We start from the raw sequence: 13296 nt of genomic DNA on the forward strand, positions 1-13296 counted from the left end.
ATAATCTTAACTCAATGGACTCGGCTTATATTTTTTAATATACGTTTATATTAAATTGTAACCTATGATTGCAATTATTGGAGAAAATAACCCCTCAAAAACTTAATGCATTTGAGGGTTATATTATATAACAGATTAAGGAACGCAATTTTCTACTTTTAGAGCTTGTCGTACTACATTTCGATTACGACCCAAATTCTCGTTCTGAGGAAACAATAAAGTGTAATAGATATAGGGTGAAGAATTGCTGTATTGGAAACTATGATCATCAGTTACTAAACGAGGGCCATAATTGTTGCTAATTTGCTGACTGGTAGGATCCAATAAGCTGGGATAGGATTGTCCCAACACAGTACGTAGAGTACTCCACTGATCCAACCAAGTAATTTGTCTAATAAAGTACTCCTTATACGTATTGCCAGTATTAGTGGCGGGAGTAAGAATACCAGTAATTGGATCAAGATCTGCTAAAGTATAAATAAAAGCCTCTACCCTGCTTCCATCAGCCTGAAGATAGTTTGTATCAATGCCTATAATAATAAACTTATTGAGCTTTACGTTATAGCTCCAAGAAAAACGATAAAAAACTGGCAAAATTTCATGACATAAATATTGCTCTGGATTAGCAAATGGAGGAGAAGGATAGCGAGGAACTAATGGAACACTGTACTGTAGTCCATCAAATCCTAACCATGAACGAGGATCTGCTATATTATTAGTACGATAAATACAAACACCTCCAGGTGGCGCATTGGCATTTAAAATGCTCAGGTCTTGATTGACCAGAATATAATAATAATTACCCCATTTTATTATATTGCTTTGTGCAAACATGCCAGCAACACCCGTCATATTATTATTGTCTGCAGTATTTTGATAAGGATAAGGAGAAACAATGACAGGCATATTATAATTAGCCGAGCTCTGAATGAGCTGAAAGGTATTCCCTCCATCTGATGATTTAGCAGCAACGATATTTCCGTATTCATTATTAACATTAACAGGAAGAGGGTGATATTCATTATGAATTAGTGAATAAACATTTTGTCCATCTGGGGTATAAGGGACGGTCATCCACAATTCATTATTGTACGCGTCTATTGGATTAACATTGCCTTGCCCCGGACTAACCACCCAAGTAATACACTGGCCATTGCTGTCACGCGCACGAGTCATTAGAGCAAGAATATCTGCCGCACCCTGGCTCACCGATACCCCGTCTGTTTTGAAATATCCCTGAGAGTTACTAGCAAACCATAATACACCATTATTGGCACCAATAAATGGGCGTACTGGAACATCAGCATAATCTCCACCGGTTACAACAGGACAACTATCTGTTAGATAATTAAATACTGTTTCTTCAATCCCATTTAACAAAGTCATTGGACCGTAGATAGGATCACAAGATTTACTATTTACTATAACGTTGAGTGTCGGTGCAATGGTACAATTCATGCCATTACAAATAGCAAAGTTGCTACTCACTGGGCCATTGATAACTAACTTCAAAATGCAATTGGCCTTAGCTGACAAATTAATAGGATTGCTGCATAAATTAGCCACTACTGCATCATTTGTTGACTGTGATACCGTTTGAGGTAAACCAACCACAGCATACCCATTACGAGTGCTATTAGTTAAATTAGTAACAGTGAAATAAGCCATAATCGAACCACCCTTAAGCACCTCAGTGGGTAGAGTCGTCCCCGCTAATGGTGTGATCTTAAAGTTAGAGGCCGCATATAATGGATTTAAAACGAACAATGCAACAATAATACTGATAATTGGAAAAAAAAATCCTTTATTATGTTTCATCTATCTAGCTCTCCTTATCTAGGTGTACTAGAACATCTTATCCTTAATTAATGACTACGGACTCTTATCAAATTAAGTGAGTTAACTGAGCAATAGTTAATGTGGGAATTGTTAGAGCGTATGGAAGGATAATCATTTTTTAGGCACCCTAGCCTCTCCAAAGAAAATTTTCGTCCATAATGATGCCCTATCTTAATGAAAATTTTTTGTCGTGTCTAAAGATTTCTGTTATAAAAACTAATTAATTAAGTGATTAAAAATAAACATATTTAAAAATAAATAATGACGTTTCTTAATACTATCTTAATAATATTCACTTAAAATAAACTTAATTAAAACCACTTTGGCTTATAACTATGCAACACACCAAGCTATCTAATCCACAAACTGTAAATGCATGTACTTTGATTAGTATTGCAGTCGTTGGTGCTGTTTTTAGTGCCACAAATGACACCGATATGAAAGAAAGAATAAGGAAAGCACACATTGATTTTCAAAACCACTACAGAAAGGATTTTTCTAATTCTGTTGATGGTGCGGGGGTCTTGGAAGATGATGCCTATGAACGATACTTTTCAGAACAATTTGCCCAACCCACTAGTAGAGAGCTATCGGCCCCTGCTCAGAATATAGATATAAAAGACTTGCTCCAAAATAGAGCAACTGTTGGCTCAGTGGATCTTTTTATGATGTTTAATGGTGAGGCGGTAGATGCTATTGAGCAAGCAATTAGATCTAGACATCCAAATGCAAAACCTATTGATTGGGAAACAATCACAGAAGAGCAACTGAGAAAACTAGTACCCAATGAAAAAAAACCTCCGTTAAGAGAGCAATTCCTCGCGGTTATTAATGCATTAAACTCACAGGGTATCACTATTAGAACGGAAGGACATACTATTTCTGTAGCAAAAAGAGGAAATGTTTACTATAGCTATGATTCTGCTACAGGCATATTATCCGATACCGACAGTGCTGATGAAATGGCAAATCACATTAGTGACAAATTACATACAAATCATGCGAAGAGTGCCACAGTCTACACATTTTCACCGACAGTAACCTTAGACGAGCGTATAGAAAAACAACTTAGAGGCGAAGAAAAATGTCATAAGCAAGACAATGAGCAAACTCGTAAAAAAGAGAATGTTGCTGATAAAGAAAAAGTGGCGAAAATTAATGCGCAATTAGCAATTTTAGCATCTAAAACCACTGAACTCAGACAAGACGGTTATATTGAAGCAGAACAAGCAGCACAAAATATCTATAATGCGGTTGATAAGCTTGTGAAACAATATGAAAAAGGAACCATCAACGAACAAAAGTTAAAAGATGACTCCCAAATAGCAATAAACAACAATCTTGATGAATTAGAAAAATTCCGCGGTTGGAAATTAAAGAAAGTGGGAGAAGTTCTTATTAATTTGTTGGCCGTGATTTGTTCTGTTGGTATTTCCTATCTTGCGACAGGGAAATTTATGCTATTTACAGCGAAAACGGATTCAGCAGAAAAAGTGAGTAATCTTGAGGAATCCGTTAATAATGCTCTTAAAAAATAACGTATTCTTTATACCGAGCCTCTTTTATTTAGAAGTAGATCCCATATAAATGCGGCTCGCTTTACGTGATAACGTTCCTTTAGCCATATAAAACACAGTTCCAAGCCCTTTATGTCGAACTCATTTTAGACGAATTACCGGCGAAAGCCGGTATCCATTTTATTGCAAAACAAAAACTATAACACTATAATTCCTACCATATGGCAGGAAAAAATTACCCCATGTCAGGATTGGAACATAGAGGAAACTCAGCGATGAGATTAGGTAATACAAAAACGCGTGCTTTAGAGGAAGCAAGAAAACTGCTCCAAGAAGTAGGCTACAATGGCTTTAGTTTTCAGCATCTGGCCGATACTCTGCATATCAAAAAGCAAAGTCTTTACGTTCATTTTAAATCAAAAGAAGACCTAGGAGTATGTCTCATTGAAGAGCATCGTTTATCTTTTGCGGAATGGGCGAAAACAATCGACATTTTTGCTCCAGACGCACAAATTGGTGCGATTTTTGAAGTGTGCTATGAGTTTTCGATAGACTCAAGAAAAATATGTCCCTTATCAGCAGTTGGTGCTGATTTAAATTCTTTGCCTCCAGGAATGCAGTCGGCGTTAACTCGTTTATACACGTCACGTTTTTTGTGGCTAATAAATATTATTGAAAAAGGACAAAAAGCTGATGTTTTTAGAATAGATAAATCCAGTACGGAACTGACACAGTTTGTCCTTGCCGCTGTACTGGGAGCCCAATTAAGTGCTCGTATTTCAGGAGTCCCAGAGCAAATAAGGGCAATAAAACAACAAACTTTAGATTTTTTAATGACTGCAACAACAGAAGCCTCACAAAGGAAACAAAAATGAATTTTTCTAAAAAACGCGTTGTCATCACCGGTATTGGTGCCATTACCCCTATTGGGGTAACTCTTGATGAGATAGAAAAATCTCTTAGAGAATCAACAAGTGGTGTTAAATTAATTACTCATTTTGATACAGAGAAACTTCCTGTAAAATTCGCGGGTGAAGCGACTCAGTTCAAACCCGAACTTTTTTTAGATCCCAAAGAAATTCGTCGCAATGATAGATTTATCCATATGTGTTTAGCAGCTACGGATCTAGCAGTTAATGATTCAGGTATTTCCTTAGAACTGCTTCGTGATGCTGGTGTGGCAATTGGCGTTGGTCTTGGTGGCCTCTATACCATCGAAGAGGCGACATTAGCAATGGAGAGTTCGGGAGCAAAACGAGTTAGTCCTTTTTTAATCCCCTCTATCTTAGCAAATCTTGCCAGTGGTCAAGTGAGCATTCGTTATGGTACAAAAGGAGCCAATTACGCCATTTCATCTGCTTGTGCTAGTGGCTCCCAAGCTATAGGGCAAGCGTTCAGAGAAATTCAATCAGGCCGTCGTGAAATATGGATAGCAGGTGGTGCCGAAGCCCCTATTACTCCACTGAGCATTAGCGGTTTCTCGGCAGCTCGCGCTCTTTCTCGTCGTAATGAAGAACCTGCTTTAGCCTCCCGACCCTTTGATCAAGAACGTGATGGTTTTGTTCTTGGTGAAGGAGCCGCAACATTTATTCTTGAATCACTAGATTCTGCTATGAAGCGTAATGCCAAAATCTATGCTGAAATTATTGGTTTCGGCTTGGCTTCTGATGGTTACCACATCACAGAACCAGAACCTCATGGTGAAGGAGCATACCTTGCGATGAAAGAAGCAATTGGTGATGCAGCAATTAACGTATCGCAAATTGATTATGTTAATGCACATGCAACAAGTACTATGCTAGGAGATAAAGTAGAAGCCTTAGCCATGGAGCGTATCTTTGAGGAACAAATGCCTGAAACCCGAGTATCAAGCACTAAAAGTCTTACAGGCCATGCTTGTGGTGCTGCTGGCGCTATAGAAACAGCTTTTTGTTCTTTAATGTTAGTTAAAGAGTTTTTACCACCGGCGTTTAATCTCGATAATATATCCCCTGAGTTTCTCTTCAGATCCCCGAGTAAAGCAGAAGCTAATTTCCGCTCTAACATTATAATGAATAATAGTTTTGGATTTGGCGGCATTAATACGTCAATGTTATTAAAACGAATGGGGGCATAATGACAGTACATGAACAAGTAATGAAAAATATGCGAGAAATGGCGGCATTATTCTCTTCTTCTAATATTTCTTTAGAAATGCCTCCTCAGTCCAATCTAACTCTGGGAACAACTTACGTCGATATTGATTTTGGAAAAATGCTTACCGCCAGATTTAAGTTTGATACTCGCTTTATTAATCCTATAGGTACTTTTCATGGTGGTTTTTTAAGTGCTGTCTTTGATGATACCTATGGACCACTGTCTTACATGGCGGCCTCTAGGCCAGTCGTTACTATAGAATTAAGTACAACCTTTATTCGTCCCTTTACCGCTAAGGACGAATACATAGACGTACGTGCGGAATTAGTGTCTAAATCAAAATCGTTACTTGTCATGAGAGCCGAAGCTAAAACAAAAGATGGGAAACTAATAGCGACATCGACAACTCACTCTATAATTTTATCTGATGAGCAATTAAGTGCAACCAACAATAACTTAAGATAAGTTATTAAAATTAAACTACTGTTATTAGGAGAGCTGAGATGAGATTTACTGATAAAACTGTTTTGATCACCGGTGGAAGTAGTGGAATCGGTTTTTCTGTAGCCAAACGCATCACTGATGAGGGAGGTAATGTTGTTATTACTGGACGTAATGAAAACAATTTGCACTCTGCTGTCAAAAGTCTCGGTAAAAAATCGAGCTATGTTGTTTCTGATGCTAGCAATCTTAGCGCTCTTGATACACTCTACTCATATATAAAAAGGGAAATTGGTACGCTTGATGGGCTTTTTGCTAACGCAGGAATTGCCATTATGAAACCAATTGACGCCGTTACCGAAGAAGACTTTGATAGATTAATGAACATCAATGTTAAAGGCGTCTTTTTTACATTGCAAAAAGCGATCCCCCTTTTGGCTGACGGCGCATCTATTGTGCTTAATGCCTCTGTTGCTGGAAGCCGTGGCTCCCCTATTTCCTCTGTGTACAGCGCAACAAAGGCTGCAGTGAGATCTATGGCTCGTACTTTTGCAGCAACTCTTGTAGATAAAAAAATCCGTGTTAACGCCGTAAGCCCTGGGCCTATAGAAACTCCTTTATGGTATAAAGAAAAGGATATGCCAACAGATATGCTTCCCCAACTTATTGAGAATATCACCCAAGCCAATCCGATGAAACGTTTTGGTACACCCGATGAAGTAGCTGCTGTAGTTGCTTTTCTTCTAGCCCCAGAATCGTCTTATGTTACAGGTTGTGAACTATTTGTTGATGGAGGACTAACGCAACTATAGGTTGGCAACGAGCCACCATATTGGATTGTTTGTGTGGCATTGCCGCAGCGCAGCATAATCAAGGTATTAACATTGTCGACGAAACAATTTTCCGCCACATTCAAATTGCCGACGAAGGTCGGCATCCATAAAATATTTAATAGCATCAAGATACCGGCTTTCGCCGGTAATTTGTCTAAAAGTGAGTTCTACATAAAAGGGATGGAAATGCTTTTTATGTCGCTAAATGATAGTCCCACCAGTGTAACTATCCAATTGCCTCACACTCGGCGCTTAGCTCTTGGAGTTTACTAATCATCACATTTAAAGCTTCTGATTTTGATCTATAGACATCTTCATAGGATACATGGAAGGTATTAAATTCATCTTCGCACTCCACCTGCTCTTCTAAAAGATCGGTAATTGTTTGTTTGGACAACAAATAAAAATCATCCTCAACTTCAAAATTGATGATCCATACTTGCTCGCCTATTTTAAAATCAACCATAACGCTTTGCCCTATTTAAAGTTATATTAGTTTGTCGACTTTGGTCATTTTCGAATTTGATGACTATATACGTAGACCACTTAAGAATCTAGTGTCAACTAATTTAAACTTAATTTACATACATCAAATCTACAATAAACTTAGATTTGAATTAACTTTCTCAGTTTGTGTTGATGAATTATCATGAGTAACCACTAATTCTTCTTCAACAACGTTAACATCCCCGATTCTCTCTTCAACTATTGCGTTAATGTTTTCTACATCAGTTAACGTTTTATCATTATAGGTAAGAAGTTTTTGAATAAGGTTAATATCAGATATTTCTCCAATAGCATCTTTTATTTGCGTAAAAGTTGTTCCAGATACTAAACCTTCATATCGCTTAATTAGTTTATTTGCCTCTTTTCCAATTATTTGCGACATCGATATGGCGGTTGTCTCATTGCATTCTCTATGCAACTCATCCCATTTGCTACCTTGAACTGACGTCATTTCAAGTTCAACCCCAGAATGACGATGATCTGTTGAAACCTCTTTAGTTTTACCCTTCAATTGAATTTGTAGCATTTCATCATAAGCTTCTTCTATCATACATCTAAATTCGTTAAGGCTTTCTGGAGGCACTTCAACTATTTCAGCTTCATTGATAGTAGATACCTTCCCAAAGAGTTCCTGCATCAGGATTACTTGTTGCTCTGTTTTAGGCACGATTCTAAGTGATAAACTACCATTACTAAGCCATGCAAAGCCAAGACCTACATTGAATGCTTCAGAAGGATTATATTCATTCATTAATGAAATAATACGGGGCAAGGTTTCATAATAATAAGTAGGTTTTACCAACAAATCATTACGTTTTTCGTGATATTTCGTTTCAGCAAGATCCATTATTTTTATCAACTGTTTGGGAGTGACATTGCAACTGAGTCCTTCGTCTTTTCGAACCCAGTCAATTTCAAAATCATCTCCTAATTGTTGGGCATTCATAGACTTACTAGTACTTAAAGTATAAGTCCCGTCAAGTTCTCTTTTTAATTGAAATGGTATTCGAGAGCTGAGAGGATCGAAGCGCAATGTATTAAGAAAAACGGTTCCATCGGGTGACATCGCAGAAGTAGGAGAGTAAATTTTTTCCAATCTATCAATTAAATCGATTTCTTGTCTTGTCAATAATGCACGTTGCTCAAAAACATTTAAAATTGCCTGATTATTTTTAGCTGCGGTTACAGACATTCCATCAATAAAAGTCATGTACTCGTCGATGTCAGAATAAGGCATATTATTTTTTATGGCCTCTTCTATGATCTCTATTTTGATCTGGGCAAAATAACGATCAAAATGAGACAATTTACCCGAACTAATCTGCATCATATAAGTATCAACCAATCGTTGTTCGGCGCTTCCATCTTTACAATTGGTTCTGATCTGAGTCAACTGATTCAATAGTTCCTTAGGTGATGGAGTTGACTCCTGAATACGATTTAATTCATGCCTTAAACCAGGATAACTTTTGATTATATCTTCACTCGGATTTTCTCCAGTAATCATTTTCCTCATTAAATGAAGACCAAACATTCGTTCAGACAAATCAGTATCATAGAAAACGCTATAATTTCTGTACATATAATGACGAGCTAATCCATAGAATTGAGAACCTCTGAACACAGCGGGATATTTTGCATACTTATCTTCAAAAGAAAAATCATCTTGAACTGTTGCGCATACCCCTTCACCATCATAAGTTTTTCCATAATCAAAACCATAAAATGCACCATCAGCAATACCTTTATTCTGGGCTTCTTTTCCCATACCATCTCGGTCACCAATAGCAACGCCAAGAATTAAGTTTCTACCTAATCCAGGAATGTATTTAGAGTATTTATTGGGAGCACTTTTATCATCAACCAAAACACCGCTGTAATCAGGCTCATTACCGCCGTAAAGAAAATTTTTCAATGGCACCAATCCTTGTTTCCAGCCACAAGCTAATACAGCATGAAAACCCTTTGGACCACGAACCCAAGCTACTTCTTGATTTTGATTTTTTGAGCTAAATATCCCTGCAAAGCGAGTACCAACAAACTCTCTAAGAGCCTCTTTATTACCTTTGAGCCTATCTTTTTCTCCTTCAGCATAATCAAGCTTATACATCCAAGCACTTAATTTTTTATTTTTATCAACAGCTCCTTTAACCTCTTGGCAAAGCCAGGTAATCCCGTTATTTAAATTACCTATTTCATGTGGACTTCCTGCACGAAAGTTGATAAATCTGGCAAATATTCTTTGCTTACCAGGCAAATCTTCTTTGGCAAGAGCCACTTTTAATCGAGCATAGGGTGATTTATCTTCTGTGGAAAATTGGGTGCTTTCTAATAATAAATTTTCATCGGATAAAATTTTATCGAGCTCTATAAAAAACTCTTCATTCAGGTCTACAGCTCTAAATCCTGGTTCTACTCCACCAGGTTTTTCAGCATAACAAAATTGCTGATTCCCAAACATAGTTCCTACTCGGGATAATGCGCTTTTCTTACGTAGCATTTTTGTACCCAATTCGACTCCATCCGATCTAATGCTATCCACAGAAGGAGATACGTTAGGTTTTACAGTTACTGTCCTTTCTACGAGGGGAGCACTTTGTGATACTCTTTTGGGCTCTAGTGTAACTTTTTTTACAGTGGGTGGAAGCAAGCTTTCCTCTTCAACTGTTTTAGATAGGGTACTGTTTTGAGCATTGAAAATACGCATCATTAATCCATCTGATTTTAAACGATATTTTTTGTCCTTACTTAACTCTACCCCAAATTGCTCTTCACAGAAACTTTTTATAAATTTACCTAACCCACTATTTGAACCGCCACTAGTATTTTGAATTAACGCGTACTCATTAGCAAAAACATCTAAGAGTGCAATAATTTTTGCATCAGATGACAAAGACTTATTGCCTTGTACGTCTTTCATTCCCTCATTCAATCGCTTTAAACTATCTAGTCGTTCTGTATCTATTTTTTTACCTGATAATTGTTTTATTATTTCATTATATTCTGTTGTAAAAAGCTCGGTTGTTATCAGCTCATTTTTTTTCTTAGCTTGCGTTAAAAGTTCTAGATAATGTTGTGTAAACTCGCTATCTAACTCATATCCTTTAGAAGACTCCTTTAACATTTCTCTATCAAGATTCATTGCAATAAAGTAGTCTTCGTCAACGTGCAAATCACTAAGCAGAATTTGATAGACAGAATTCCGCAGCTCATAAGAGTCAATGTTTGTATTAACTAATCTCAGCCAATCATGTCCCGCGTTTACCCCACCATCCACTGGAAACAGCGGTGAAGCCAGTAAACCTCGTAATGCTCTATAGCCACAGCTCCAACCATCATCTTGCAACCCATCCGTTTCAACATTAACCTCTTTTGTTATACATCCAGGAAAGGCCGTATATTGCCCATCAGTATAATCTATAGCACCCCTTAAAATATCTTCTTCATCCTCACTAAGAGGCCTTGAATCGTGGTAATCAATGCTAATTGAATTCGCAGTAGGATTTACAGTGACTGTAGCATAAGTCCAATGAGCGCCTTGGCTTCGTAAAGAACCGCTACTGCCACAATTAAGTAATAGAGGAATAGTATACGGCTCAGTCTCTCCATGATGCTTAATACGCTCAAAATGTAATATCATACCGATATCTTCAGAGTTTAATCGCGTAATATGAGTTCGGTCTTTAACACCAAGCTTGATGAGCATACGCTCTAAATCTACTTCACCTAACCATTCTGTTTGACCTAATTCTTCATTTAACAATTTCTCTGCTACCCCAAGGTTATTTACTTGAGCATGTATATCGCGCAAAGAACGAGAGCCCATAGCTTGATTTAGCTTCAAGCTTTCTAAAATAGCTTCTTTACCTTTAAAAGATGTCGCTATCGGTGGATTATCTCCAGTAAAAACAACTAGCTTATCGAGCAAAGTAACTAGACTTTTAAATTGCTCTGCATAATCTTTTTGAGTTTCTATATTGTCGCTACCTATAGCTCCAAGGTTGATTTGGTCAAGGTTGAGTTGATGGAAAAAATCAATGGCTGCCGCAAGATTGGCATAATTTTCCGTAGTGTTTAGCCAGAGTGGATTAAATTGCTCTTTATACTTTTCTCTAAGATAGCGTTCAATTACTAAACGTTTTTTGTCTTCATTTAATGTTTTACTAACATCGCTTATAGTTTTCATATCATTTTCCTTACATAGATTAATGATACGGATGCTTGTTAAAGAAAGTAGGCTAGCATCCAACCAGATCTACATCTCTATAATTTAACCTTATTCCTTTAAGATTAAGGAACTATTAAGCAGTTTGTAAAAATAGTGCAAAGCAATGTTGTGATGAGTAAAATAATCACGCTAATATAAGTATTAAATACGAGACAATATTCATTATAGTATTTGACAAAATAAAACAAAATGGGCTTTTTTAACCCATAAAGATATCCTTTAGATAAAAAATGTTATAATAAAATCCAGTTTTGTTAATCTGACTCATTTCGTTCAAATAAGGCGCTAGACTCTATGGGAGATAAAGAGAACGGTAGCACACCAGCTACGACATACATTCTTTTTCCAGTAAAACAAAAAGATGAAACGATCTGTTATTACACAAGCGATTACTCAGAAGAATTAGGCAACTCAGTTTATAAGGGTTACCTTTGCACATTAAAGACAGATAAAGAAGAATTAAAGCCTAGACGTATCAAAAAAGAAGAAATCAACATAGATGAATCCAAGCCTGTAGCGATAAAAATTTATCAAAAGAATCAACATCCATCCCCCTATCAATTTTATACCTCTCAAATTGCAGTTCTGGAGATTAATGGCCATGATGCCCTTATCATGGACTTTATCGATGGATTCCATATCTTCCCTGATATCGAAGATAACCCAAAAATAAAATTATTGACCTTTGCTCAAGCGGCCGACATTGCATGGCAACTTATTCTTGGACTCAATCATTATCATTATAGAAATACCAGTGGTCACTCTATTGTGCATGGTGACGTCAAAGGGACAAACGTCAAAATTCGAGTGAAGGAAACAGAAGTAGATGGTCTAAAGAAATATAAAATTGATACATTTTACCTTGATCCTGATTATGCTAAACCAATAGTAGGAAGAGCACAGGACTCTCAAGGCACACCCGAACATCTTGCCCTAGAAGTATTAGATGGATGGTATTCAGAAGAAAGTGATTTTTTTGCCTTAAGTCCATTGTTATTCAGTTTATTTGGGGCACATAACCCTCTCTCCAAAATCCTTGAGTACAGAAATAATCACCAGGATATGACTTGTGCTGAATTAGTCAAACAATTACGTACTATCGATTTTTGTTCCACAGGCTTATTTGAGCATTTTACACCTAAACCAGCCCCTATAATTTGTAGACTAGTCGAGCAATTTATTTTTCAAATGGGAGCAAAACTCAAGAGCAATAGACCCTCTCCAGATGCGTTACTTGAGTTTTTTACTGCGCTAAGACAATTCAGCCTTTTACATGAATTAAAGCAAGATACTGGAGCTTATCTATTACGTCTATGTATTGTTGCTCAAGATGAGTGTTGGTTAAGAGACAAAAAATTCCTAACTCTATTCATTACTCTAGATAAAAACTTACAAAGCAGGTTAATTGCAGTAATGAACCCCCATCAATCCATATCCTTGTATAAAATTCTGCAAGAAAATAGAGCAAATCCGGGCCTCCTTAATCAATTAAGGAAAAAAGTCGCCACACAGTTAGCCGAGGAAGGCGAAACTTTAAAAGCCCCTTCTCGCTTGAGCGCCCTTTTTTCCTCGCCTGTAACATCTAAAGATATTCAGTGGTTACTTAATTGCTATGAACACAATAATCACACTGAATTTTATTCTGCACAAAATAAAAAAATGAGAGAAAAGCTAACTCATTGTGACAATAAAAAAATAGCAAATTTTATTTCTATTATTACAGATGGATTATGTATTTCTTTGGAACTTTCAACACCATCAATATAAATTGACTTTCCTGATAGCTCCGATTGCT

The 13296-nt window shown here is 37.0% G+C and carries 9 protein-coding genes; 6 read left to right on the forward strand and 3 right to left on the reverse strand.

Annotated elements, in window-relative coordinates; all coding sequences use genetic code 11:
* Window positions 1-135: 135 nt before the first annotated feature.
* The gene (locus tag LFA_RS07015) at window positions 136-1818 is read right to left on the reverse strand and encodes a hypothetical protein (RefSeq protein ID WP_045095552.1); all 1683 of its coding nucleotides are present in this window, start codon (window positions 1816-1818) and stop codon (window positions 136-138) included.
* 356 nt (window positions 1819-2174) lie between these two features.
* On the opposite strand from LFA_RS07015, the gene LFA_RS07020 reads away from it, so the two are divergent.
* From LFA_RS07020 to LFA_RS07040, 5 genes are all read left to right on the forward strand, one after another.
* Window positions 2175-3377: a hypothetical protein gene (locus LFA_RS07020; protein WP_045095553.1), complete on the forward strand. Its 1203-nt coding sequence runs from the start codon at window positions 2175-2177 to the stop codon at window positions 3375-3377.
* Between the two features lie 221 nt (window positions 3378-3598).
* Window positions 3599-4231: a TetR/AcrR family transcriptional regulator gene (locus LFA_RS07025; RefSeq protein ID WP_045095554.1), complete on the forward strand. Its 633-nt coding sequence runs from the start codon at window positions 3599-3601 to the stop codon at window positions 4229-4231.
* Window positions 4228-5472: a beta-ketoacyl-ACP synthase II gene (gene fabF, locus LFA_RS07030; protein ID WP_045095555.1), complete on the forward strand. Its 1245-nt coding sequence runs from the start codon at window positions 4228-4230 to the stop codon at window positions 5470-5472. The genes LFA_RS07025 and fabF overlap by 4 nt, the downstream gene beginning before the upstream one ends.
* Window positions 5472-5957, forward strand: a complete 486-nt coding sequence (locus LFA_RS07035; protein ID WP_045095556.1) for a PaaI family thioesterase — start codon at window positions 5472-5474, stop codon at window positions 5955-5957. The genes fabF and LFA_RS07035 overlap by 1 nt, the downstream gene beginning before the upstream one ends.
* 38 nt (window positions 5958-5995) lie before the next feature.
* On the forward strand, window positions 5996-6745 hold the full coding sequence (locus LFA_RS07040) for an SDR family oxidoreductase (protein WP_045095557.1): 750 nt from the start codon (window positions 5996-5998) through the stop codon (window positions 6743-6745).
* Window positions 6746-6992: 247 nt separating this feature from the next.
* Here LFA_RS07040 and LFA_RS07045 read toward each other — a convergent pair whose 3' ends face one another.
* On the reverse strand, window positions 6993-7232 hold the full coding sequence (locus LFA_RS07045) for a hypothetical protein (protein ID WP_045095558.1): 240 nt from the start codon (window positions 7230-7232) through the stop codon (window positions 6993-6995).
* 129 nt (window positions 7233-7361) lie between these two features.
* Window positions 7362-11459, reverse strand: a complete 4098-nt coding sequence (locus LFA_RS07050) for a hypothetical protein (RefSeq protein ID WP_045095559.1) — start codon at window positions 11457-11459, stop codon at window positions 7362-7364.
* A 336-nt stretch (window positions 11460-11795) separates the two neighbouring features.
* Here LFA_RS07050 and LFA_RS07055 point away from each other — a divergent pair, with 336 nt between their 5' ends.
* The gene (locus tag LFA_RS07055) at window positions 11796-13268 is read left to right on the forward strand and encodes a protein kinase domain-containing protein (RefSeq protein ID WP_045095560.1); all 1473 of its coding nucleotides are present in this window, start codon (window positions 11796-11798) and stop codon (window positions 13266-13268) included.
* Window positions 13269-13296 lie beyond the last annotated feature (28 nt).

The organism is Legionella fallonii LLAP-10 (assembly GCF_000953135.1).
GTDB lineage: Bacteria > Pseudomonadota > Gammaproteobacteria > Legionellales > Legionellaceae > Legionella > Legionella fallonii.